The sequence below is a fragment of the Curtobacterium sp. MCPF17_031 genome, assembly GCF_003234035.1.
GTDB lineage: Bacteria > Actinomycetota > Actinomycetes > Actinomycetales > Microbacteriaceae > Curtobacterium.
Window position 1 is genome coordinate 220,364 of sequence record NZ_QKSG01000001.1, and the last position, 22,113, is coordinate 242,476.

Here is a 22,113-nt window from a genome sequence, read left to right on the forward strand (position 1 = left end):
CCTCCCGGTAAGATCGCACATGCTGTGCATCGAGTACGGCGGCGTGACCTGGAAGGCATGGATGAGCAACGAGACCGAGCCGGTGACCGAGAGTCCTCTGCTGACCCCTCGACCGTCCTCCGGCGGTCTCGACCGTCCTGACGTCGTCCTCCGCAAGGGACGCCTCACTCTCATCAACGGGCACCTCACGCCCCAGCAGTCGATGATCGAGGACCTGCTGTTCCTCGACGACGCCCTCACCGCCGGCGACGTCGACCACCTGCTCATCCGCGGGAACGACCAGCGTCCGGTCATCGCCGTCGACGAGCGCGACCGCCAGCGGGCCGAGAGCGCCGTGATGGACGCCGCCGCCGGCGAGCCGTTCTACGCGAAGCCGCCGGGCAAGGCCGCCCTGCTCGTCGTCGACGACGGCTTCGGAGCGGCCGACGAGCCCGTCCTCCGCCTGTTCCGTCCGCGCCTCGAGCCGATGGGCCGCCTGCGGTACGGCGCCGAGACGAGCGTGCAGCTCGAGTTCTGGCGTGTCACCGAGACCGAGGTCCTGGCACCCGTCGAGAACGCCCTGATGCGACGCAGCCTGCCGATCGAGGAGTTCGTCCTCGTCGACATCGAGCGCTACGGACGCGGCTGGTCGACCGTCGAGCACATGTTCGACGACCACGTCTCCGACATCCGGTTCCCCATCGACATCGTCTTCTCGTGGGTGGACGGCAACGCGATCGAGTACCAGCGCGCCCGTCAGGCCGCGCAGGCGAACGCCGTCCTGGGGGAGGGCGACGACGCCCCTGCCCGCTTCCGGCAGATCAACGAACTGAAGTACGCGCTCCGGTCGGTCCACATCTTCGCGCCCTGGATCCGGCGAATCTACATCGCGACCGACTCTCCGGCTCCCGAGTGGCTGGCTGACCACCCGAAGGTGCGCATCGTCCGCAGCGAGGAGTTCTTCGCCGACCCCTCGGTCCTGCCGACCCACAACTCGCAGGCCGTCGAGGCGCAGCTGCACCACATCCCGGGGCTCAGCGAGCACTTCATCTACTCGAACGACGACATGTTCTTCGGGCGCCAGGTCGACCCGTCGATGTTCTTCAGCCCGGGATCGGTGACGAAGTTCATCCTCGCGACCACCCGGATCGGGCTCGGGACGAACAACCCGGCACGCAGCGGGTTCGAGAACTCGGCACGGGTGAACCGGAAGCTCCTGCAGCAGCGGTTCGGCGCGGTCACCACGCGACACCTGGAGCATGCCGCCACGCCGCTGCGGAAGAGCATCATGACCGAGATGGAGCACGAGTTCGCGGCGGAGTTCGCCGCGACCGCCGGCTCCCGGTTCCGTGCGGCGGACAACATCTCCGTGACGAACTCGCTCTACCATTACTACGCGCTGCTCACGGGACGGGCGATCATCCAGGAGAACGCGACCGTCGGGTACATCGACACGACGATGGAAGCGGGGCTCCGGGAGCTCGACGAGCTGTTGAAGAAGCGGAACGTCGACATGTTCTGCCTGAACGACGGCAGCTTCCCGGAGGTGAGCGACGAGGAGCGTACCGAGCGGGTCACCGACTTCCTCGAGCGCTACTTCCCCTTCCCGGCCCCGTGGGAGCGACCGGGCGCTTAGGACGCGCCAGCGGCCTTCCCGGTCGCTCCGGGCGAGCCTGCGAGCACGGCCGGACCCCAGCCATCCCCGGAGCGTCGCTCCGGGCGAGCCTGCGAGCACGGCGCCGGACCCCAGCCATCTCCTGAGTCGTGCTCAGGGCGAGCACGGGGCCGGGGCCCAGCAATCTCGTGGGCCCGCTCCGTGCACGGCCTCCAGGCACCCACCCACGCCCTCACCGGTGGATCGGGGACACCGGTACCGAGTCGAGGGTGAACACCGGCATGGAGGCCGTGACGGGCGCCGGCTCGACGGCTGTCGGGATGACGACCCCGGCAGCAGCGAGGCGCGCTTCGACCTCGACGGAGGACACGGGTTCGCCGACCGTCGCGTAGGTGCCGATCGGGACGACCGAGTGCACGACCTGGTGTCCGTAGACGTGCATGAGGTTGAACGACTGGGCGCCGTCCCGTCCACGGGTGCCGCCCTGGAACTCGTTGAGGTCCTGCGTGTAGCAGGTGGCGCTCGCGACGGAAACGGGGATGCCCGCGAACACGGCGCTCGTCGAGTAGTGCAGGTGCCCGGCGATGATGGTCAGGATGTCGCTGCCCTCGACCACTTCGGCGAGAGCCGGCTGGTCGCGGAGCTCCACGAGGACGGTGAGGTCCTGGACACTCGGGACGGGCGGGTGGTGCATCGCGAGGATCGTGCCGTGCGGTGCTGCTTCGGAGAGGACCTCGGCGAGCCAGTCGAGCTGTTCCGGGGAGACCTCACCGTGGTGGTGTCCGGGGACGCTCGTGTCGAGGGTGATGATGCGGAGACCGTTGACGTCGTAGACGAAGTCGACGGGACGGTCGGTGGGCTGCAAGCCGAAGAGCTCTTGCCGGAAGGCGCCGCGTTCGTCGTGGTTGCCCATGGCCCAGATGACCTGGGCGCCGAGGCGTTCGGCGGCGGGTTCGATGATGTCTCGGACCTTGACGTAGGCACCTGGTTCCCCCTTGTCCGCGACGTCGCCCGTGATGATGATCGCTTCGGGGCGTGCTCCGGAGGCTTCGATCTCGGCGATGATCTGGCCGAGCCGTGCGGTGGAGTCGACGGCTCCGTAGAGCGCGCCGTCGCCGGCGATGAGGTGGGTGTCGCTGAGGTGGAGCAGGAAGTGGTTCGGCCTGGGGTGTTCGGCCGTCCGGGCGTCCATCGGTCTCTTCTTCCGTTGGCAGCGGGTGCGTGGTGCAACACAGTGCCACACCGTCCTCGACGATTCCAGCACCCACGTCTGAACGCCCCGTGAACCGGGGCGGCGTGTCCGATGTCCGCGGGGTGATGCGAACGCGAACACCCCCCGACCACGAAGTGGACGAGGGGTGTTCGCGTTCTTGCCGAGGAGACTAGTGCGTGCCGGCACCGACCTGCGGCGCCTGGTGGGTCCCCTCGAGGTCGGGACCGTGGTGCGCCGCATGTGCGGCTTCGAGTTCGTTCTTCGACACCGGCTCGATGCGGTCTTCGAAGAAGAAGCGGGAGGCGCGTGCACGAGCCTTCTGCAACGAGGTGATGCGACCACGGGAGTCCGGGCGGATCATCAGCGGCTTGTAGTCGTTGAACTCCAGCAGGCGCCACCGCTCGTACTCGTCGAGCTGCTCGTGCACCTCGATGTACTCACCGTGCGGCAGTCGGACGATGCGGCCCGACTCGTACCCGTGCAGGACGATCTCGCGGTCCTTCTTCTGCAGTGCGAGGCAGACACGCTTGGTGATCCAGAAGGCCACGAACGGACCGAGGACCGTCGTTGCCTGGAGCACGTGGATCACGTGGTTGATCGACACCATGAAGTGGGTCGCGATGAGGTCGGACGACGCCGCGGTGAACAGCGCACCGTAGAGCGTGATGCCGGCGACGCCGAGAGCGGTCCGGGTCGGGGCATTGCGCGGGCGGTCGGCGATGTGGTGCTCGCGCTCGTCTCCCGTGACCCAGGCCTCGATGAAGGGGTACACGAAGATCGCGATGATGAGCCCCATGAGGACCGCGATCGGAACGAGGATGTTGAACGAGATCGTGTAGCTGAACCAGTTGACCTCCCAGTGCGGTGGCACCAGACGGAGCGCACCGTCCGCGAAGCCGATGTACCAGTCAGGCTGGGTACCGGCGGACACGGGGGAGGGGTCGTACGGGCCGTAGTTCCAGATCGGGTTGATCGTGAAGAACGACGCGATGGCAGCGAGGATGCCTGCGACGATGAAGAAGAAGCCACCGGCCTTCGCGGCGAACGCCGGCAGGATCGGGACGCCCACGACGTTGTCGTTGGTCTTGCCCGGGCCCGCGTACTGGGTGTGCTTGTTGATCACGACGAGCACGAGGTGGACACCGAGCACTGCGACGAGGATCGCCGGCAGCAGCAGGATGTGCAGCGTGTAGAGACGGCCGACGATGTCGGTGCCGGGGAACTCGCCGCCGAAGAGCAGGTAGGCGATCCAGACACCGATGACCGGCACACCCTCGATCATGCCGACGATGATGCGCAGACCGTTGCCGGACAGCAGGTCGTCGGGGAGCGAGTACCCGGTGAAGCCCTCGGCCATGGCGAGGACCCAGAGCACGAAGCCGAAGACCCAGTTGAGCTCACGCGGCTTGCGGAACGCGCCGGTGAAGAAGACGCGCGCCATGTGGAGCATGACGGAGGCCACGAACAGCAGGGCCGCCCAGTGGTGGATCTGTCGGACGAACAGGCCGCCGCGGATCTCGAAGGAGATGTTGAGCGTGGACTGCAGAGCGGCCGACATCTCGACGCCCTTGAGCGGGACGTAGGGACCGTTGTAGACGACCTCGGTCATCGACGCCTGGAAGAAGAACGTCAGGAAGGTCCCGGAGAGCAGGACGACGACGAAGCTGTAGAGCGCCACCTCACCGAGCATGAAGCTCCAGTGGTCGGGGAAGATCTTGCGACCGACCTCCTTCACCAGTCCGGAGATGCTCGTGCGCTCGTCGATGTAGTTCGCGGTGTAGTTGATCAGGCGCGAACCACGGTCAGGAGCCGGCTTGTTCGCCGACTCGGTGGTGGGGGTGGTGGTCGTTGTGCTGCTCATGAGCGGGCACGCTCCCAGAAGGACGGGCCGACCGGCTCGTGGAAGTCGCTCTGTGCGACCAGGTAGCCGTCGTCATCGACCGAGATCGGAAGTTGGGGAAGGGGGCGGGCCGCCGGCCCGAAGATGACCTCGCAGTTGTTCGAGACATCGAAGGTGGACTGGTGGCACGGGCACAGCAAGTGGTGCGTCTGCTGCTCGTAGAGCGCGACCGGGCATCCGACGTGGGTGCAGATCTTGGAGTAGGCGACGATGCCGTCGTAGCCCCAGTTCTCGTGGCCCTTGGCCGGGTTGAGGTCCTTCGGGTCCAGGCGCATCAGCAGGACTGCCGCCTTGGCCTTCTCTTCGAGCATGTGCTCGGAGTCGAGCATGCCCTCGGGGATGACGTGGAAGACCGAACCGATGGTGACATCGGACGCCTTGATCGGCAGACCCGTCGGGTCCTTGGTGAGGCGGAGGCCCGACTTCCAGAAGGTGTGACGGAGCAGCTCGTTCGGGTCTTCCTTCGGCGCGAGGTCGCGCACCAGGACGATGCCGGGCAGGGGGAAGGCCACCAGGGCACCGATGAGTGAGTTCCGGATCAGCTTGCGACGGCTGAACCCGGACTCCTTGTCGGCGAGCTGGAACGCTTCGACCGCCTTGGCGCGGGTCGCGTCGGAGCCGCGCGTGGTGTGGCGCATCTCGGTGATCTCGCGGTCCGAGACGAGCGTCTTCGACCAGTAGACGGCACCGATGCCCAGCGCGAGCAGGGCGAGCGTGATGGCGAGCCCGAGGAAGAGGTTCGCGGTGCGGACCGAGCCGAAGTCGTCGGAGTCGATCGGGAAGGCGATGTACGCCGCGATCGAAAGGACGCTCGCGACGATCGACACGTAGAAGAACGTGGCGACCTGGCGCTCGGCCAGACGCTGCTTCTTCGGGTCGACGTCCGTACGGCGGCCACGGTGCGGCGGCTCACCCGGGTTCTCGAACGGGTCGTGCGGCAGGACCGCGGTCCCGACCGGCTGGTTCGCGTCGTGCCTCTCGACAGCCGAGGACGAGTTCAGTGCCTCGTCGTCGTGCTCTGCCATGGTGTTCCCTTCAGTGTCGTGCGACACGGACGATCAGTTGGTCTTCGCGGTCAGCCAGACGGTCATCGCGACGACCGCGCCGAGTCCGAAGATCCAGATGAACAGACCCTCGGCGACCGGGCCGAGGTCTCCCAGGGCGAAACCGCCGGGAGACTTGTTGTCCTGCACGTACTTCAGGTACGTGATGACGTCGGCCTTCTGGTCCGGGGTCAGGTTCAGGTCGTTGAACACCGGCATGTTCTGCGGGCCGGTGAGCATCGCCTCGTAGATGTGCTTGCCGGACACGTCGCGCAGGTTCGGTGCGTACTTGCCCTCGGTCAGCGCGCCACCGGCACCGGCGACGTTGTGGCACATCGCGCAGTTGATGCGGAAGAGCTCGGCACCTTCGGCAGCGTCACCCTCTGCGCCGTCGGTGAGCTTCGACGACGGGACCGACGGGCCCGGGCCGAGGGAGGCGACGTAGGCCGCCATGGCGTCGACCTGCTGGTCCGTGAACTGCTCGGGCTTCTCTTCACCCTGCGGGCCCTGGGCGGCGAGCGGCATGCGGCCGGTCCCGACCTGGAAGTCGACCGCTGCCGAGCCGACACCGATGAGGGACGGGCCTTCGCTGGTGCCCTGTGCCGACAGCCCGTGGCACGTGGCGCAGTTCGACGCGAAGAGCTTCTGACCCTCGTTGACCTGGGACTGGCTGGATGCGGCAAGCGTGGTGTTGGTGCTGTCGTCGGCGTTGGCCGACGTGCTGAACAGTGCGTACGCACCACCGGTCGTCATGAGGGCGACGGCGAGCAGGGACACGGTCGCCAGGGGCGAGCGACGGCCCTTCTTGTTCTTCTTCGATGTGTTGAACATGCTGTGGGGCTGCCTGATTCTCACTTGAGGAGGTAGATGACGGCGAAGAGACCGATCCACACGACGTCGACGAAGTGCCAGTAGTACGACACCACGATCGCGGTGGTGGCTTCCTTGTGCCCGAAGTTCTTCGCGGCGAACCCACGCCCGAGCGTGAGGAGGAAGGCGATGAGACCGCCGGTCACGTGCAGACCGTGGAAGCCGGTGGTCATGTAGAACGCGGAGCCGTAGGCGCTCGAGGAGAGCGTCATGCCCTCGTGCCAGAGGTTGGCGTACTCGAAGATCTGCCCACAGACGAAGATCGCGCCCATGCAGTAGGTGACGAAGAACCACTCCGTCATGCCCCAGTCCTTGGGGTTCCAGCTGGTCCGGTGCACCTGGAACCGCTCGGCGGCGAAGACCGCGAACTGGCAGGCGAAGCTCGACAGCACCAGGACGATGGTGTTCACCGATGCGAACGGCACCTCGAGCTTGGCGCTCTCGGTTGCCCAGAGCTCGGGGGAGGTGCTTCGCAGCGTGAAGTAGATCGCGAACAGGCCGGCGAAGAACATGACCTCGCTGCCCAGCCACACGATCGTCCCCACGGCAACGGGGTTCGGCCTGTTCAGGACCGGACCGCTGACGGATCTGGAGAGAGGGGTGCTTGTCACGTCTTCCATTATGGCGGAAACCCCCGACAGTGTTTTCGCAGGCAACTGGCGGGTCCTCCAGAATCAGTACGATCGAGCCATGTCTGACGCACTCTCCTGGCCCTCGGTGATCAGCGCGCTCATGGCGCGCGAGGACCTCTCGATCAGGCAGTCCACATGGGCCATGGAGCAGATCGTGCAGGGCAAGGCGACCTCCGCCCAGATCGCCGCCTTCGCCGTGGCCCTCCGCGCGAAGGGCGAGACGGTCGACGAGGTCGTCGGTTTCCGGGACGCGATCCTCGACGCCGCCGTGCCGCTCGACGTCGACCCGATGGCCCTCGACATCGTCGGGACGGGCGGGGACGTCGTCGGCACCGTCAACATCTCGACCATGGCCGCGATCGTCATCGCCGCGGCGGGTGTGCCCGTCGTCAAGCACGGCAACCGGGCGAGCTCGTCCAAGTCCGGGTCGAGTGACGTGCTCGCCGCCCTCGGCCTCGACCTCACGATGGACGCCGCGCGTGTCGCCGAGACGTTCCGGCGTGTCGGTCTGACCTTCGCGTTCGCCAGCGCGTTCCACCCCGGATTCGCCCACGCAGGCCCGGTACGCCGCGAGATCGGCGTACCGACGGTGTTCAACTTCCTCGGCCCGCTGGTCAACCCGGCGCGCTGCGAGGCGAACGCCGTGGGCGTGGCGCAGCTCGAACTCGTGCCGATCATCACCGGCGTGTTCCAGACCCGGGGTGCGACCGCGCTCGTGTTCCGCGGCGACGACGGACTCGACGAACTCACCACCACCGGCCACAGCCACATCTGGGAGGTGTCCGGCGGGCGGATCACCGAGCACGACCTGGACCCGCGCGACCTGGGCATCGCCCGCGCCCGGATCGAGGACCTGCTCGGCGGCGAGCCGGCGGAGAACGCGGCGATCGTCCGGACGGTGCTGGCCGGCGAGACCGGACCGGTGCGCGACATCGTCCTGCTGAACGCGGCGGCCGGCCTGGTGTCCTTCCGTCTCGCGCAGGACCCGACCGAGGCCGACCGTCCGATCCTGCAGCGCTTCCGCGAGCAGCTGGTCGTCGCGTCGGGTTCGATCGACTCCGGCGCCGCCACGCGCAAACTGGACGAGTGGGTCGGCGTGGCCCCCGCCTCCGGCCCGGCCTGAGACGCCGGCGCCGACGCGGGACGCCGCCGAGTACCCGAGACGCCGAGGCGTCTCGGCAGGAGGCGCACACGCACGCACACGCAACGACGGGAGGCCCGTACCGGTTCTGCGGAACCGGTACGGCCTCCCGTCTGGAGCGGTCAGGCGACCCGCGTCAGCGGACGTCCTCGTCGACCCAGTCGAAGGTCTTCGTGACGGCCTTCTTCCAGAGGCGGAGGGTGCGCTCACGCTCGGCGGCGTCGAGCTGGGGCTCCCAGCGCTTGTCCTCCTGCCAGTTGGCGCGGAGCTCGTCGAGGTTGGCCCAGAACCCGACGGCCAGGCCGGCGGCGTAGGCGGCGCCGAGCGCCGTGGTCTCGGCGACCACCGGGCGGACCACGGGGACGTCGAGGATGTCGGCCTGGAACTGCATGAGCGCGTCGTTGGCGGTCATGCCGCCGTCGACCTTGAGCTCCGTGAGCTCGACGCCGGAGTCGGCGTTGACGGCGTCCAGGACCTCGCGGGTCTGGAGTGCCGTCGCCTCGAGGGCCGCACGGGCGATGTGCCCCTTGTTGACGTACCGGGTGAGGCCGACGAGCGCGCCGCGGGCGTCCGGACGCCAGTACGGCGCGAAGAGCCCCGAGAAGGCCGGGACGAAGTAGACGCCGCCGTTGTCCTCGACCGTGGTGGCGAGGGTCTCGACCTCGGGCGCGCTGCCGATGATGCCGAGGTTGTCGCGGAGCCACTGGATGAGCGAGCCGGTGACGGCGATGGAACCCTCGAGCGCGTAGTGCGTCTCCTGGTCGCCGAGCTTGTACCCGACGGTGGTGAGCAGCCCGTTCTCCGAGCGGACGATGTCCGTGCCCGTGTTGAAGATGAGGAAGTTACCGGTGCCGTAGGTGTTCTTCGACTCGCCCTGGTCGAACGCCGCCTGGCCGAAGGTCGCCGCCTGCTGGTCACCCAGGATGCCGGCGATCGGGACCTCGCGGAGGAGGCTCGAGGACTCGACTTGGCCGTAGACCTCGGAGGAGCTGACGATCTCCGGGAGCATCGACTTGGGCACACCGAAGTCAGCGAGGATGTCGTCGCGCCACTGCAGCGTCTCGAGGTCCATGAACAGGGTGCGCGAGGCGTTCGTGACGTCGGTCTTGTGGACGCCGCCGTCCGTGCCACCGGTCAGGTTCCAGAGGACCCAGGTGTCGGTGGTGCCGAAGAGCAGGTCGCCGGCCTCGGCCTTCGCACGGGCACCCTCGACGTTCTCGAGGATCCAGGCGATCTTCGTGCCGGAGAAGTACGTCGCCAGGGGCAGGCCGACGATGGCCTTGTAGCGGTCGGTGTCACCGTCGGCGAGCTTGTCGACGATGGACTGGGTGCGGGTGTCCTGCCAGACGATGGCGTTGTAGACCGCCTTGCCGGTGGTGCGGTCCCACACGACCGCGGTCTCGCGCTGGTTCGTGATGCCGACCGCTGCGACGTCGTGGCGGGTGATGTCGGCACGGGACAGGGCCTGGCCGATGACCTCACGGGTGTTGTCCCAGATCTCCGCCGGGTCGTGCTCGACCCAACCGGCGCGCGGGAAGATCTGCTCGTGTTCCTTCTGACCGACGGAGACGATCGACCCGGAGTGGTCGAAGACGATCGCTCGCGTGCTGGTCGTGCCCTGGTCGATGGCGACGATGTAGTCAGCCATTGGTGCTCCTTACGACGGTGTTCGGTGCTGCGGTCGGGACGGGTCGACCCGGCCGCGGGGGTTCGGGTGGTGCAGCGCGGGGCGGCCGCGCGGGTGGTGGGACGCGGCCGCCACGAGGGAGGTGCAGCGTGGCGGCCGCGTCGGTGGTGCAGAGGTGCTGGTGGTCCGGTGACTACGCCATCGGGAGCAGCGCGCCGGAGAGGATCGCGGCGAGTGCGCCACCGACGAGCGGGCCGACGACCGGGACCCAGGCGTAGGACCAGTCGCTGGTGCCCTTGCCCTTGATCGGCAGGAGGGCGTGCGCGATGCGCGGGCCGAGGTCACGTGCCGGGTTGATCGCGTAGCCGGTGGGGCCACCGAGCGAGACACCGATCGCGATCACGAGGAACGCGACCGGGATGGCGCCGAGTTCGGACGGGGTCTTGCCGTTCGTGAAGGCGAGGACCACGAACACGAGGACGAAGGTGCCGATGATCTCGGTCACCAGGTTCCACCCGTAGTTGCGGATCGCGGGGCCGGTGGAGAAGACGCCGAGCTTCGCCGCGGCGTCGGGCTCCTCGTCGAAGTGCTGCTTGTAGGCGAGCCAGACGATGACGGCACCGATGATCGCGCCGATGAGCTGCGCGAGCCAGAAGAGGAACATCTCGCCGACCGAGATGTTGCCGATGATGGCCTGCGCGAGGCTGACCGCCGGGTTCAGCTGTCCACCGGACTTGTACGACACGGTGACGCCGGCGAAGACCGCGAAGCCCCAACCGATCGTGACCATGAGGAAGCCTGCGCCGAAGCCCTTGGACTTCGTGAGCGAGACCGCGGCGACCACGCCGCCACCCAGGATGATGAGCATCGCCGTGCCGACGAGCTCAGACAGGAATTTGACGCCGATGTCGTCCACCGGTACCTCCGATTTGCTGTGGTCGGGGGCCCCGGCTGAGCACCGGCACTCCCCGTCGAGTGATTGAGCCCGAGCATAGTGCTGGGAATTTCCGGAGGGCGATGGACTCGAACCGCAATCCCGCGAAAGTGAACGGACGTGCACGGGTCCTGGATGCCGAGAGTCGCGGCGACCGGGTAGGAGGGTAGGGCCGGTGCACGAACGTGCACAACGGCGGCACACGTGCCCGCAACTGCCCCTGGTGAGGACACCTCACGGCGGTACAGTGAGCCGAACTCCGGACGACGTCGGCGGTGTGCAGGCGATGGACCCGTGCCGGACATCCGTGTCGTACCCGTGGCACGACCTCGTCACACTCCCGGAGGCGCAGCATGAAGAAGCTCATCAACGACCCGCAGGACGTCGTCATCGAGACCGTCCGGGGGTTCGCCCTCGCCCACGCCGAGCACGTCGTGCTCGTCGAGGACCCGGTCCACCTGTACCGCCGTGACGCCCCGGTGTCGGGCAAGGTCGGCATCGTGAGTGGTGGCGGCAGCGGACACGAGCCCCTGCACGCCGGATTCGTCGGGCACGGCATGCTCGACGCCGCCGTCCCGGGCCCCGTGTTCACCAGCCCGACGCCCGACCCGATCGTGGCCGCCACCAAGGCCGTCGACGGGGGAGCGGGCGTCCTCCACATCGTGAAGAACTACACCGGGGACGTCCTGAACTTCGAGACCGCCGCCGAACTCGCCGGGATGGACGACGTCCGGGTCGAGAGCGTCGTGGTGGACGACGACGTCGCCGTGCAGGACTCGCTCTTCACCGCCGGTCGTCGCGGGGTCGCCGGCACCGTCGTGGTGGAGAAGTGCGCGGGTGCCGCCGCCGAACGTGGCGACGACCTGGACGCCGTCGCGGCCGTGGCCCGCCACGTCAACGAGGTGACGCGGTCCATGGGGCTCGCGCTGGCCTCCGGCACCGTCCCGCACGCCGGGGAGCCGTCCTTCACGCTGGCCGACGACGAAGCCGAGCTGGGCATCGGCATCCACGGCGAGCCCGGTCGGGAGCGGATCCCGATGGCACCGGCCGACGAACTGGTCGACCGGGTGCTCGAGCCGATCCTGACCGACCTGCACGCACCGGCCGGGGCGCAACTGCTCCTGCTCGTCAACGGTATGGGCGGGACGCCGCAGTCCGAGCTCTACATCGCCTACCGACGGGCCGCCGAGGTCCTCTCGGACCGCGGCTACACCGTCGCGCGTAGCCTGGTCGGCAACTACGTCACCTCCCTCGAGATGCAGGGGTTCTCGCTGACCGTCACGGTGCTCGACGAGGACCTCACGGCACTCTGGGACGCGCCGGTGGAGACGCCGTCGCTCCGCTGGGGACGCTGACACCGCACGACGACTCCGCTCACGACGCCGACCCCCCGGTCGGCCGCACGAAGGGACACACCTTGTCGCTCGACACCGCCTGGGCCATCGACTGGGTCCGCCGCACCGCCGCCACCATCGACGAGCACCGGGCGGAGCTGATCACGCTCGACCGCGAGATCGGCGACGGCGACCACGGTGAGAACCTCGACCGGGGGTTCCGCGCGGTGGTCGTCGCGCTCGACGACGCGGATCTCGAGACCCCGGGTGCGGTGTTCAAGCTCGTCGCGACGAAGCTCATCTCCACCGTGGGCGGCGCGGCCGGTCCGCTGTTCGGTACGGCGTACCTCAAGGCGGCCCAGGCAGCAGGCGACGCCGCCGAGCTCGACGCCGACACGCTGGTCGCCGTCTTGACCGCCGCCCGCGACGGCGTCGTCTCCCGCGGCAAGGCCGAGGTCGGCGACAAGACGATGATCGACGCGTGGACGCCGGCCGTCGACGCCGCAGCCGCAGCCGCCGCCGCGGGGGAGACCCCGCAACGGGTGCTCGCGGCCGCGGCCGACGCCGCAGCGAACGGTGCCGAATCGACCGACGAGCTGGTCGCCCGGAAGGGCCGCGCGAGCTACCTCGGCGACCGCGCGGTCGGGCACCGTGACCCCGGCGCCCAGTCGAGCGCCTACGTCCTCCGTGCCGCCGTGGACGCGGCATGAGCGTCGGCATCCTGGTCGTCTCGCACAGCGCCGCCGTCGCGCAGGGCACGGTGGACATCGCACGACAGATGGCCGGCGACGTGCAACTCCTCGCGGCCGGGGGGACCGAGGAGGGCGGCATCGGCACCTCGTTCGAGGCGATCACCGCCGGCATCGAACAGCTCGCCGGGACCGACGGCGTCGTCGTGCTGTGCGACCTCGGGTCGGCCTACCTGACGACGGACACGGCGCTCGACTTCCTGGACGACGAGCTGCGTGCCCGCGTGCACGTCTCGGACGCCCCGCTCGTCGAGGGGACCGTCGCGGCGGCCGTCGCCGCCCAGACCGGGGGCGACGTCGACGCGGTCCTCGCGGCCGCTGCGAGCGCATCCGGGACCACGGTCGGGACCGGCGCCGGTGCGGACGACGCGGCGACGGGCCTCCCGGGAGGCACGCCGCCCGTCTCCGACGCCGGTGCGGCCGACGGGACCAACGTGACCGCCACCGTCGAGCTCGTCAACGCGTCGGGCCTGCACGCCCGTCCCGCTGCGGAGTTCGTGAAGACGGCCGCGAAGCACGACGCCTCGGTCCGGGTGAACGGGGTCGACGCGAAGAGCCTGCTCGCGATCATGGCGCTCGCGCTGCCGAAGGGCGCGACGGTGACGATCGAGGCGTCCGGCCCCGACGCCCGCGACGCGGTCGACGCCCTGGCGGACCTGGTCCGTTCCGGCTTCGGTGAGTAGTCCCTCCCGCAACACGCACCGTCGGAGGATCCTCGCAGCGGTACTGCTCGCGCGGGGCCGCCGACGTTGCGTCCCGCGGGAGGTCAGACGCGCTGGAGGCCCGTGACCCGAAGCAGGTCGAGTCGCGAGGCGTCGTCACTGCCGGGCACCACGGTGTAGACGACGATCCGCAGGTCGCTGCCCGGCACGGAGAGGGTGTCGCAGTCGACCTCGATCGGGCCGACCGGGGTCTGCAGGGTCTTCCGGCTGGTCCGGTGCTCGGCGATCCGCGCCTCGCCCCAGCGCCGTTCGAACTCGGGACTCGCCGACCGCAGGTCCCGCACCAGCTCGGCGAGGCGCCGGTCGTCCGGGTAGCGGCCGAAGGCAGTGCGGAGGTCGGCGGCGAGGTCGGACGCGAACGCCTCGGCGTGGTCGTCGTCGAACTCCACGCCGGCGTGCCCGTCGGTGAAGAACTGCCAGACGAGGTTCACGGAACGACCCTGCCACCGGTCGCCGTCCCCCGTCGCTGCAGCCCACAGGTCGTTGCGGTACAGCAGGTCGTGGCTGGCGGTGAAGACGGCGAGTGGCACGTCCGTCAACCGGTCGACGATCCGCTGAACTCCCGGTGTGATGTGCCGGGGGACGAGCCCGCGCGTCGGGGGAGCGGCACCGGCGACGCGGAACAGGTGGTCGCGCTCCTGCTCGGTCAGGCGGAGCGCGGTGGCCAGAGCGGCGAGCAGCTGCGGTGACGGGTTCGTCGCGCGGCCCTGTTCGAGCCGCACGACGTAGTCGACGCTGACCCCGGCGAGGGCGGCCAGTTCCTCACGTCGGAGGCCCGCGGTGCGTCGTCCGGGGCCAGCGGGCAGGCCGACCTCGGCTGGGGTGACCCGGTCGCGCCAGGACCGCAGGACGTCGGCGAACTCGCTCATGCACACATCCTCGCGCGCTTCGGCCAGCGGACCGTGGTACTGCCAGTCCCAGGGTCCGTGGGACAGCACGTCGAGCGGGGCCTGGGGGACGGCGCGCGGAGCGAGCACGATGGTCCCCATGACCACCACACTCATCACCGGGGCGAACCGCAGCCTCGGACTCGAGACCACCCGCCGCCTCATCGAGGCCGGCCACACCGTCTACGCCGGCGTCCGGAACCCGGAGGACGCCGACGCCGTGCGTGAGCTCGGCGCCACCGTCGTCCGCCTCGACGTCACCGACCAGTCCAGCATCGATGATGCCCTCGCCTCGATCCCCGCGCTCGACGTGCTCGTCAACAACGCCGGCGTCCTGGGCACCTCGTTCGGCGTGGACGACCTGACGGCGGAGGCGATGGCGTCCGTCCTCGACGCCAACGTCACCGGCATCGTCCGGGTCACGCAGGCGGCACTGCCGCTGCTGCGCGCCTCGGAGAACCCCGTCATCGTCAACGTCGCGTCCGGTGTCGGCTGGCCGCGGTTCCTCAGCACGCCGGGCCACGACGAGTTCCACGTGCCGAGCATCCCGTACGCGGCGTCGAAGGCCGCGGTGATCACGCTCACGGTGCAGTACGCGAAGAACCTGCCCGGGTTCCGCGTGAACGTCAGCGACCCGGGCTACACCGCGACGGACTTCAACGGGCACTCCGGCCACCAGACGGTGACCGAGGGGACCGACGCCACGGTCATGCTCGCGCTCCTCGGCCCCGACGGGCCGACGGGGGAGTTCCACAACCGGCACGGGCGCGTCGACTACTGACGTGTCCTGCTGGTGCTGACGAGACCGGTCGGTCCTGACGTGACCGGCTGGCGGGCGTGCCGACTGACGGACGGGAGGCCCGTGGCGACACCGCCACGGGCCTCCCGTCCGTCAGGGCGTCGGTCAGGGCATCAGCACGGCCAGTGGGACGGCCGCTGGAACCCGTCGTCCAGGCGGGTGCGCGCGTCGCCGCGGGCGGCGTTCACCTGCATCTGCGTCAGGTACACGGCTCCGCGGAGGTCGGCTCCGGAGAGGTCGGTGTCACGGAGGTCCGCACCGATGCACTCGCACCGGCGCAGGTCCGCGCCGGTGAGGTCGGCGCCGATGAGGAGCGCACCGCGGAGGCTCGCGCCGCGCAGGTCCGCCTGCCGCAGGTCGACTCCTGATCGACCGCGGCGCTCCGCCCCACCCGCTCCTTCTAGTTGACATAATATGCATTATCGGCGCACTGCTCGAGGTGCCCGAACGGCTGTGCGGGACGGCTCACATCGGCTGCGCACAACGGAAGCCCACCGGAACCGCGGCATCCGACGGTTCCGGCCGGCTTCGGTTGTGCGGCGCCTTGGCGGAACTGGCCCTGTTCGTGGTGCCCGGGAACGAACCGGCGCTCCGGGCGTAGCGGCGGTCGGGCTCAGCCGGTCGGACCCCGACCCGGAGCACCCGGAGTACGTGCGTCTCACCGGTCGCTTGTCCGGCACGATGGACGTATGACCGAAGCGCCCGAACGTGACGAGCACGACCCTCGCGACCAACACGACCAGCACGACCAGCCCGACCAGCACGGCCCCCGCCCCGCCGTCCTGTTCGTCTGCGTGCACAACGCCGGCCGGTCGCAGATGGCAGCGGGCTTCCTCCGCGCGATCGCCGGTGACCGCATCGACGTCTTCTCCGCCGGCTCCGAGCCCGCCGACCGGGTGAACGAGGTCGCGGTGGCCGCCATGCACGAGGTCGGGATCGACATCGTGGGCCGGACCCCGACGGTCCTCACCACCGAGGCCGTCCGTCACGCCGACGTCGTCGTGACCATGGGCTGCGGCGACGCCTGCCCCGTCTTCCCCGGCAAGCGGTACGAGGACTGGGAGCTCACCGACCCGGCCGGCCTGCCGCTCGAGGCCGTCCGTCCGATCCGCGACGACGTCCGCGGACACGTCGAACGCCTGGTGTCGACACTCGTCTGAGTGCCGTCACCAGGCGTCCGGCGTGGTGTGCGAGCGCGCTCGCGTCAGTTCGACGAGTCGTCGGACGTGGTCGGGACGTCCGAGCTGTCGATCTCGAGGGCTGCCTGCTCCCCGCCCTGCTCGCCGACGGTCGACTGCTCCGTGTCGGGCTGCTCGGGCTCTGCCTGCGTGGTCTCTTCTGCCGGATCCGGCTGGCTGTACGTCATGGCCGCGACGCTACGCCGGAGACCGGTCACTGCTCGCAGGGACCGTGACGGTCGACGGACGGGAGGACCGTGGCGGCCTGGCCACGGGCCTCCCGTCCGACCACAGGGTGACGATCAGTCGCGGTGGCGACGCACCAGGTCCGGCAGCTCGGCGGGCTCGTACGACTCGTCCGTCGCGTCGAGTTCGTCGGCGGTCCACCAGCGCGACGCCAGGATGTCCACCCGTTCGTCATCGGTCCATCCCGTATCCGACAGCTCGAACCCCGGGGTCCGCACCACGTAGAACTCGGCGTGCCCGCGGTCGTGGTCGGCCTGGTCCCAGCCGACCGTGAAGTCCCACGACCACACCGGCTCGCCCGGGTCGGTGATGTCGATGCCGGTCTCCTCGCGGAGCTCGCGGATCGCCGCGTCCCGGTGGGACTCCCCCGGGTCGACGCCGCCACCGGGCGTGATCCACCGGTGTGCGCCGTCGGACGACGGTGCCTTCGTGTCCATCAGGAACACGCGGCCCGCCGGGTCGAGCAACAGGATGCGGGAGGTCCGGCGCAGGCCGGGTGCGGCGGTCACGGTGTCAGGCCGTGAAGGAGCTGACGTCGCCGACGAGCTTCGTGTGGTCGGCAGGGATCGGTTCGACCGCGGCGAGGGCGATCTCGGCGGCGAACTCGGAGACGCTGTAGAGCTTGCCGACCGCGTCCCGACGACCCTCGATCGCGCCCGGGTTCAACCGGTTCAGCAGGGTCGCCGTGATGGTGCCCTCGATCATGTCGCCGGAGACGGTGACGAACTCGATGCCCGCGGCCTCGAGCTGGGGCAGGAGCTCGCGGAGGGCGAGCTCGCCGGCGCGCTTGCTCTTCGCGACCGGGACGTACTCGGGCATGGTCTCGGCGGTCTCGACGAAGTGCGCCTGGTGGCTCGTGACGAAGACCACGCGGGAGCCCGACGGCATGTGCGGCACGGCCGTCTGGAGCATGTCGACCTGGGCGTCGCGGTTCAGGCGGAGCGCGTAGTCCTCGCCCATGCCGGACTCCATGCCACCGGAGGCGTTGAGCACGAGCAGGTCGATGCCACCCCACTCGGCGACGACCGCGTCGACCATGGCCTGAACGGAGTCGTGATCCGTGAGGTCGGCCTGCAGTGCCAGGGCCGATCCCCCGGCGGCGGCGACCTTCTCGACGATCTGCTCGGCGCGACGCGCCTTGTTGCGGTAGTTGACGACGACCTTCGCACCGGCCTCGGCCAGGTACCCGACCGTGTCCGCACCGATGCCGCGAGAGGACCCGGTGACGAGGGCGCGCGTGCCGTCGAGGGATCCGGGGGCGAGGGGGCTGCTCACAGTGGTGACTCCTGTCGTCGGGCGGCGCCGGTCCTGGTCGTCCCGGGCGGCATCGAGCCTAGCAAGGGGCCCGCGCCACGTCGGCCCGTCAGTGGTGGCTGATACGTTGGACGCAACAGGACCGGACGTCGCGATGCTGCGGATGCCGTGCGCGATGCAAGGGGAGGGAGATCGCGTGAACGTCTCGGAATGGACCCAGGTGATCGTGTGGATCGCCCTGGTGCTCGTGTTGGGAGTGGTCGAGGTCTTCACGCTCGACTTCATCTTCCTCATGCTCGCGGCCGGTGCCGCCGGCGGGTTGATCGCCGCACTGCTCGGCGCCCCGTGGTGGCTCAGCGCCATCATCGCCGCGGTGCTCGCGCTGCTGCTGCTCGCCGTCGTCCGCCCCCGCGTGCTCCAGGCGCTGAACCGTGGTGCCGACCCGCACCGCACCGGCGTCGAGGGCCTGGTCGGCATGGCCGGCACGGTCGCCCTCGCGTTCACGCCGTCCGCCCCCGGCCAGGTCCGCCTGGCCAACGGTGAGACCTGGAGTGCCCGCTTCGCACCCGGCGCCGTCGACCGCACGCCACCGCTCGGCACGCGCGTGGTCGTCGAGTCCATCGAAGGTTCCACCGCCGTCGTCCGCATCGAACAGAAGGCAGCCCAATGACGCTCTCCACCGGGACGATCGTGCTCATCGTCCTGATCGTGGTCATCGTGATCTTCGTGATCACGGTCCTCGCGAAGGCCATCCGGATCGTTCCCCAGGCCACGGCCGGTGTCGTGGAACGGCTCGGGAAGTACCACAAGACCCTCACGCCCGGGCTGAACCTGCTGGTGCCGTTCATCGACCGGCTCCGCCCGCTCATCGACATGCGTGAACAGGTCGTCTCGTTCCCGCCGCAGCCGGTCATCACCGAGGACAACCTGGTCGTCTCGATCGACACGGTCGTCTACTTCCAGGTGACCGACGCCCGCGCGGCGACGTACGAGATCGCGAACTACCTCGGTGCCGTCGAGCAGCTCACCACGACCACCCTGCGCAACGTCGTCGGTGGTCTGAACCTCGAAGAGGCGCTGACCAGCCGCGACAACATCAACGGCCAGCTCCGCGTCGTGCTCGACGAAGCGACCGGCAAGTGGGGCATCCGCGTCGGCCGCGTGGAGCTGAAGGCCATCGAGCCGCCCGTGTCGATCGTCGACGCCATGGAACAGCAGCTGCGCGCCGAGCGGAACCGTCGTGCGGCGATCCTGCAGGCCGAGGGCACCAAGCAGTCGCAGATCCTCGAGGCCGAGGGGCAGCGGCAGGCCGCGATCCTCGGTGCCGAAGGTGATGCGAAGGCCCAGGTCCTCCGGGCCGAGGGTGAAGCGCAGGCCATCGCCACGGTGTTCGACGCCATCCACCAGGGCGACCCGGACGAGAAGCTGCTGTCGTACCAGTACCTGCAGATGCTCCCGAAGATCGCCGAGGGCAACTCGAACAAGCTGTGGATGATCCCGAGCGAGTTCACCGAGGCGCTGTCCGGCATCGCCAAGGGCTTCAGCGCCCAGCGGACCGGTTCCGGCGGGTCGGCTGCCGGCGGCGCTGCCGGATCGGACTTCCTGTCCCGCATCTCGAAGCTCGCCGACGAGAGCCTCGCGAACACCCAGGCGCGGGACGGCGCCGGACGCTCCGGCTCCCCCGCGGCCGACGCCTCGGTCGCGGACATCGTGCCGCCGTCGGAGCTCGACGACCGCCTGGCCCAGTCGGACCGCAGCGTGGACGAGCGCCTCTCCGCCGCCGACCAGGAGGCCGACACGGCGTTCGGCACCCACCGGACGCGCGACTGACCCCGTCCGCCGCCGGACACGACGACGGCCCGCTCCCCTGCTGGGGGGCGGGCCGTTCTTTGTTCGGGTGCTGCGCCGCTCTGGTCTAGGCGCCGCGACGGGCTCGGAGGACCTGGAGACGTTCCTCCAGCAGTTCCTCGAGCTCCTCGCGGGAGCGCCGTTCGAGCAGCATGTCCCAGTGGGTCCGCGGTGCCTTGACGTCCTCTGCAGCGATGTCGACGGGCTTGCCGTCCTCGCCGAGCAGACGCCCTTCCCAGCCGCTTCGCGGGTCCGACCACACCGGCGGGACCTCCGCGTCGGCGGAGAACACCACGTCGAAGGTCTCGCCCGATGCCGCCTGGTAGACGGCGCGCTTCCGTTCGGAGAGCTCGACACCGTCCTCGCTCTGGAGGCTCTGGCTCCCGAGCCGCATGCCTCGGAGACTCCGATCAGCCATGTCCGACTCCTCTCGCTCGTTCCCCCGGTCCAACCCACACCACCCGGGTTTCGTTCCGAGGGCGCTGCATTCACAGTCGCTTCCCAGTGCGCAGGATCCGACGGGCACCCGTCGGACGGCGTCAGCGGTGCCGGCGTCGCCAAGGAGCGCAGGCCAGCAGCACGAGCAGTCCACCGAGTGACAGCACGAGCGTGACGTCCCTGGAGGCGACCGTGGCGGGCGTCGTCGAGGTGCCCAGCGGGACGTCGGTCACCATCGAGGTCGCCGTGTACGCGGGCACCCGGTCGATGGTGCGCCCGTCCGGGTCGATCACCTGCGACGCCCCGACGGTCGAGGTGTTCACGAGCGAGCGCCCGGTCTCGACGGCCCGCATCCGCGCGATCTCGAGCTGCTGCAGGTTCTCGTCGGTCCCGTCGAAGTCCGCGTTGTTCGTCTGCGCCAGGATGACCTGCGCTCCCCCACGTGCCAGGTCGGCGGTCAGTCCGTCGTCGACGACGTCGAAGCAGATCATCACACCCGCACGGATGCCGGCGACCGGCAGCACGTTCGGCTTCGTCCCGGGTGTGTAGTCGCGCTGCAGCAGGCCGATGAGCGAGGGCGCGAGCTTCGAGTAGAACCAACGGTCGGGCACGTACTCGCCGAACGGCACCGGGCGCTTCTTGTCGTAGGAGGCCTGCCAGCCGTCCGCGCCCCAGACGAACGAGGTGTTGTGGAGCACGCCCGACGACGTCTGCGTCACGGCCCCGGCGACGAGGGGTGCGCCGACGCTCTGCACGACCGCGTCCAGGGCCCCGGCGATGACCGGTTCCCGGCGCGGGTCGTACTCGGCGGCCGCCTCGGGCCAGACGACCAGGTCCACGCCCCGGGCGTCGACGTCGGTCGCGGCGACCTGTGACCGCAACACGTCACCCGGCTGCGCGCGGTCGAAGTACCCCGCGGGGCCGTTGCCCTGCACGGACTCGACGCGCACTGTCCCGTCGACGGCCGTCGGCCACGCGGGCACGGCCAGCACCGCGGCCACGAGCAGTCCCGCCGTCGCGATCCGCATCGGCAGCCGGACACCGCCGACCAGTCCGAGCGAGACCACCACGGCGACGCAGTACACGACGACGAAGCTCAGTCCGAGCACGCCGACGTACGCGGCGAGGTGTGTGAACGGACCCTGCGACTGCGACAGACCGACGCGTCCCCACGCGAAGCCGCCGTACGGCCAGCTGCCCGAGAACCACTCGCGTCCGGTCCAGAGCGCTGCCACCACTGCCGGGAGGCCCCACACCCGCCCGGCGGTCGAGGGCACCACGCGCGCGACCCAGCGGTAGGCCAGTGCGATCGCCACCGTGCCGACGGCGAAGAGCGCCGCCTCGAGCAGCGCCAGCGCGAACCAGGGCACCGGTCCGAGGTAGCGGCCCGCCCACGAGATCGCGGGCACCCAGAACGTCGCTCCGGCGAGCAGTCCGAGCCAGGCCGCCCGACGAGCGCGCTGTCCCATCGCCGCGAGCAGGAGGCACGCCACGGCCGGGTAGGCCAGGAACCACCAGCCGGGCGACGGGAACGACAGGGCGAAGAGGAGCCCCCCGATCACCGACAGCGGCAGCGCCTGGCCGAGCGGCAGCGCCGCGAACACCGACGTCGACTCCGCGACGACGGGCGTCGTCGTCCGGGTCGCACGGCGGACGTCCGCATGTGCCGGGCGCACGGCTGTCACGGGGACCGACACTGGGCCT

The 22,113-nt window shown here is 69.7% G+C and carries 23 protein-coding genes; 9 read left to right on the forward strand and 14 right to left on the reverse strand.

Features of this window, described 5'->3' with window-relative positions; genetic code table 11:
• Positions 1-19: 19 nt before the first annotated feature.
• Positions 20-1,615 (forward strand): stealth conserved region 3 domain-containing protein, encoded by a 1,596-nt coding sequence (locus DEJ31_RS01100; RefSeq protein WP_258366063.1) that lies wholly within the window; start codon positions 20-22, stop codon positions 1,613-1,615.
• A 211-nt stretch (positions 1,616-1,826) separates the two neighbouring features.
• Here the strand turns inward: DEJ31_RS01100 and DEJ31_RS01105 are convergent, their stop codons facing one another.
• From DEJ31_RS01105 to DEJ31_RS01125, 5 genes are all read right to left on the reverse strand, one after another.
• Positions 1,827-2,786 (reverse strand): phosphodiesterase, encoded by a 960-nt coding sequence (locus DEJ31_RS01105; protein ID WP_111044145.1) that lies wholly within the window; start codon positions 2,784-2,786, stop codon positions 1,827-1,829.
• A gap of 190 nt (positions 2,787-2,976) precedes the next feature.
• The gene (locus DEJ31_RS01110; RefSeq protein ID WP_111044144.1) at positions 2,977-4,668 is read right to left on the reverse strand and encodes a cytochrome bc complex cytochrome b subunit; all 1,692 of its coding nucleotides are present in this window, start codon (positions 4,666-4,668) and stop codon (positions 2,977-2,979) included.
• Positions 4,665-5,732 carry a ubiquinol-cytochrome c reductase iron-sulfur subunit gene (locus DEJ31_RS01115; protein ID WP_110902299.1) on the reverse strand — a complete coding sequence of 356 codons (1,068 nt, stop codon included), beginning with the start codon at positions 5,730-5,732 and terminating at the stop codon, positions 4,665-4,667. Before DEJ31_RS01115 ends, DEJ31_RS01110 begins: the two co-directional genes overlap by 4 nt.
• Positions 5,733-5,765: 33 nt before the next feature.
• A complete protein-coding gene (locus DEJ31_RS01120) occupies positions 5,766-6,581 on the reverse strand; it encodes a cytochrome c (RefSeq protein WP_110902298.1) in 816 nt (271 codons plus the stop codon).
• A gap of 20 nt (positions 6,582-6,601) precedes the next feature.
• Positions 6,602-7,240, reverse strand: a complete 639-nt coding sequence (locus tag DEJ31_RS01125) for a heme-copper oxidase subunit III (protein WP_110902297.1) — start codon at positions 7,238-7,240, stop codon at positions 6,602-6,604.
• A 70-nt stretch (positions 7,241-7,310) separates the two neighbouring features.
• On the opposite strand from DEJ31_RS01125, the gene trpD reads away from it, so the two are divergent.
• Positions 7,311-8,375, forward strand: a complete 1,065-nt coding sequence (gene trpD / locus DEJ31_RS01130) for an anthranilate phosphoribosyltransferase (protein WP_110902296.1) — start codon at positions 7,311-7,313, stop codon at positions 8,373-8,375.
• A gap of 154 nt (positions 8,376-8,529) precedes the next feature.
• On the opposite strand, the gene glpK is transcribed toward trpD, so the two are convergent.
• The gene (glpK, locus tag DEJ31_RS01135; protein WP_111121021.1) at positions 8,530-10,041 is read right to left on the reverse strand and encodes a glycerol kinase GlpK; all 1,512 of its coding nucleotides are present in this window, start codon (positions 10,039-10,041) and stop codon (positions 8,530-8,532) included.
• Between the two features lie 172 nt (positions 10,042-10,213).
• Positions 10,214-10,888, reverse strand: coding sequence for an MIP/aquaporin family protein (locus DEJ31_RS01140; protein WP_375334544.1), 675 nt, complete (start codon positions 10,886-10,888; stop codon positions 10,214-10,216).
• A gap of 419 nt (positions 10,889-11,307) precedes the next feature.
• On the opposite strand from DEJ31_RS01140, the gene dhaK reads away from it, so the two are divergent.
• From dhaK to dhaM, 3 genes are all read left to right on the forward strand, one after another.
• The gene (gene dhaK, locus DEJ31_RS01145; RefSeq protein WP_111121022.1) at positions 11,308-12,309 is read left to right on the forward strand and encodes a dihydroxyacetone kinase subunit DhaK; all 1,002 of its coding nucleotides are present in this window, start codon (positions 11,308-11,310) and stop codon (positions 12,307-12,309) included.
• 62 nt (positions 12,310-12,371) lie between these two features.
• The gene (gene dhaL, locus DEJ31_RS01150; protein ID WP_111121023.1) at positions 12,372-12,998 is read left to right on the forward strand and encodes a dihydroxyacetone kinase subunit DhaL; all 627 of its coding nucleotides are present in this window, start codon (positions 12,372-12,374) and stop codon (positions 12,996-12,998) included.
• The gene (gene dhaM / locus DEJ31_RS01155; protein WP_111121024.1) at positions 12,995-13,720 is read left to right on the forward strand and encodes a dihydroxyacetone kinase phosphoryl donor subunit DhaM; all 726 of its coding nucleotides are present in this window, start codon (positions 12,995-12,997) and stop codon (positions 13,718-13,720) included. Before dhaL ends, dhaM begins: the two co-directional genes overlap by 4 nt.
• A gap of 83 nt (positions 13,721-13,803) precedes the next feature.
• Here dhaM and DEJ31_RS01160 read toward each other — a convergent pair whose 3' ends face one another.
• Positions 13,804-14,748 carry a helix-turn-helix domain-containing protein gene (locus DEJ31_RS01160; protein ID WP_375537604.1) on the reverse strand — a complete coding sequence of 315 codons (945 nt, stop codon included), beginning with the start codon at positions 14,746-14,748 and terminating at the stop codon, positions 13,804-13,806.
• Here DEJ31_RS01160 and DEJ31_RS01165 point away from each other — a divergent pair.
• Positions 14,747-15,427 carry an SDR family NAD(P)-dependent oxidoreductase gene (locus DEJ31_RS01165; protein WP_110902290.1) on the forward strand — a complete coding sequence of 227 codons (681 nt, stop codon included), beginning with the start codon at positions 14,747-14,749 and terminating at the stop codon, positions 15,425-15,427. The two genes, DEJ31_RS01160 and DEJ31_RS01165, sit on opposite strands and share 2 nt — an antisense overlap.
• Before the next feature lie 131 nt (positions 15,428-15,558).
• Here DEJ31_RS01165 and DEJ31_RS01170 read toward each other — a convergent pair whose 3' ends face one another.
• The gene (locus tag DEJ31_RS01170) at positions 15,559-15,861 is read right to left on the reverse strand and encodes a pentapeptide repeat-containing protein (RefSeq protein WP_111044141.1); all 303 of its coding nucleotides are present in this window, start codon (positions 15,859-15,861) and stop codon (positions 15,559-15,561) included.
• A gap of 273 nt (positions 15,862-16,134) precedes the next feature.
• Between DEJ31_RS01170 and DEJ31_RS01175 the strand changes: the two genes are divergently transcribed.
• The gene (locus tag DEJ31_RS01175; protein ID WP_111044140.1) at positions 16,135-16,605 is read left to right on the forward strand and encodes an arsenate reductase ArsC; all 471 of its coding nucleotides are present in this window, start codon (positions 16,135-16,137) and stop codon (positions 16,603-16,605) included.
• Between the two features lie 44 nt (positions 16,606-16,649).
• Here the strand turns inward: DEJ31_RS01175 and DEJ31_RS17035 are convergent, their stop codons facing one another.
• The 3 genes from DEJ31_RS17035 to DEJ31_RS01190 form a co-directional block, all read right to left on the reverse strand.
• A complete protein-coding gene (locus DEJ31_RS17035) occupies positions 16,650-16,811 on the reverse strand; it encodes a hypothetical protein (RefSeq protein ID WP_181421453.1) in 162 nt (53 codons plus the stop codon).
• Between the two features lie 114 nt (positions 16,812-16,925).
• Complete coding sequence (locus tag DEJ31_RS01185; protein WP_111044139.1) at positions 16,926-17,378, reverse strand: NUDIX hydrolase; 453 nt, start codon at positions 17,376-17,378, stop codon at positions 16,926-16,928.
• A gap of 4 nt (positions 17,379-17,382) precedes the next feature.
• On the reverse strand, positions 17,383-18,144 hold the full coding sequence (locus DEJ31_RS01190) for an SDR family oxidoreductase (protein WP_110902285.1): 762 nt from the start codon (positions 18,142-18,144) through the stop codon (positions 17,383-17,385).
• Between the two features lie 175 nt (positions 18,145-18,319).
• Here DEJ31_RS01190 and DEJ31_RS01195 point away from each other — a divergent pair, with 175 nt between their 5' ends.
• Together DEJ31_RS01195 and DEJ31_RS01200 are read left to right on the forward strand one after the other, a co-directional pair.
• Positions 18,320-18,793, forward strand: a complete 474-nt coding sequence (locus DEJ31_RS01195) for an NfeD family protein (protein ID WP_258366064.1) — start codon at positions 18,320-18,322, stop codon at positions 18,791-18,793.
• Positions 18,790-19,953 (forward strand): SPFH domain-containing protein, encoded by a 1,164-nt coding sequence (locus tag DEJ31_RS01200; RefSeq protein ID WP_111121025.1) that lies wholly within the window; start codon positions 18,790-18,792, stop codon positions 19,951-19,953. The genes DEJ31_RS01195 and DEJ31_RS01200 overlap by 4 nt, the downstream gene beginning before the upstream one ends.
• 85 nt (positions 19,954-20,038) lie before the next feature.
• On the opposite strand, the gene DEJ31_RS01205 is transcribed toward DEJ31_RS01200, so the two are convergent.
• Entirely contained in the window at positions 20,039-20,389 is a 351-nt protein-coding gene (locus tag DEJ31_RS01205) for an RNA polymerase-binding protein RbpA (RefSeq protein ID WP_110902283.1), read from the reverse strand.
• Positions 20,390-20,510: 121 nt separating this feature from the next.
• Positions 20,511-22,094, reverse strand: coding sequence for an apolipoprotein N-acyltransferase (lnt, locus tag DEJ31_RS01210; RefSeq protein ID WP_258366065.1), 1,584 nt, complete (start codon positions 22,092-22,094; stop codon positions 20,511-20,513).
• Positions 22,095-22,113: the final 19 nt, after the last annotated feature.

What these genes read in the sequence shown, in the direction of transcription:
- DEJ31_RS01200 (WP_111121025.1), top strand. Translation starts at nt 18,790, where the DNA reads ATGACGCTCTCCACCGGGACGATCGTGCTCATCGTCCTGATCGTGGTC.
- DEJ31_RS01205 (WP_110902283.1), bottom strand. Translation starts at nt 20,389, where the DNA reads ATGGCTGATCGGAGTCTCCGAGGCATGCGGCTCGGGAGCCAGAGCCTC.
- DEJ31_RS01120 (WP_110902298.1), bottom strand. Translation starts at nt 6,581, where the DNA reads ATGTTCAACACATCGAAGAAGAACAAGAAGGGCCGTCGCTCGCCCCTG.
- DEJ31_RS01100 (WP_258366063.1), top strand. Translation starts at nt 20, where the DNA reads ATGCTGTGCATCGAGTACGGCGGCGTGACCTGGAAGGCATGGATGAGC.
- trpD (WP_110902296.1), top strand. Translation starts at nt 7,311, where the DNA reads ATGTCTGACGCACTCTCCTGGCCCTCGGTGATCAGCGCGCTCATGGCG.
- DEJ31_RS01110 (WP_111044144.1), bottom strand. Translation starts at nt 4,668, where the DNA reads ATGAGCAGCACAACGACCACCACCCCCACCACCGAGTCGGCGAACAAG.
- DEJ31_RS01175 (WP_111044140.1), top strand. Translation starts at nt 16,135, where the DNA reads ATGACCGAAGCGCCCGAACGTGACGAGCACGACCCTCGCGACCAACAC.
- glpK (WP_111121021.1), bottom strand. Translation starts at nt 10,041, where the DNA reads ATGGCTGACTACATCGTCGCCATCGACCAGGGCACGACCAGCACGCGA.
- DEJ31_RS01105 (WP_111044145.1), bottom strand. Translation starts at nt 2,786, where the DNA reads ATGGACGCCCGGACGGCCGAACACCCCAGGCCGAACCACTTCCTGCTC.
- DEJ31_RS01115 (WP_110902299.1), bottom strand. Translation starts at nt 5,732, where the DNA reads ATGGCAGAGCACGACGACGAGGCACTGAACTCGTCCTCGGCTGTCGAG.
- DEJ31_RS01140 (WP_375334544.1), bottom strand. Translation starts at nt 10,888, where the DNA reads ATGCTCATCATCCTGGGTGGCGGCGTGGTCGCCGCGGTCTCGCTCACG.
- dhaK (WP_111121022.1), top strand. Translation starts at nt 11,308, where the DNA reads ATGAAGAAGCTCATCAACGACCCGCAGGACGTCGTCATCGAGACCGTC.
- DEJ31_RS17035 (WP_181421453.1), bottom strand. Translation starts at nt 16,811, where the DNA reads ATGACGTACAGCCAGCCGGATCCGGCAGAAGAGACCACGCAGGCAGAG.
- DEJ31_RS01125 (WP_110902297.1), bottom strand. Translation starts at nt 7,240, where the DNA reads ATGGAAGACGTGACAAGCACCCCTCTCTCCAGATCCGTCAGCGGTCCG.
- DEJ31_RS01160 (WP_375537604.1), bottom strand. Translation starts at nt 14,748, where the DNA reads ATGGGGACCATCGTGCTCGCTCCGCGCGCCGTCCCCCAGGCCCCGCTC.
- DEJ31_RS01165 (WP_110902290.1), top strand. Translation starts at nt 14,747, where the DNA reads ATGACCACCACACTCATCACCGGGGCGAACCGCAGCCTCGGACTCGAG.
- dhaM (WP_111121024.1), top strand. Translation starts at nt 12,995, where the DNA reads ATGAGCGTCGGCATCCTGGTCGTCTCGCACAGCGCCGCCGTCGCGCAG.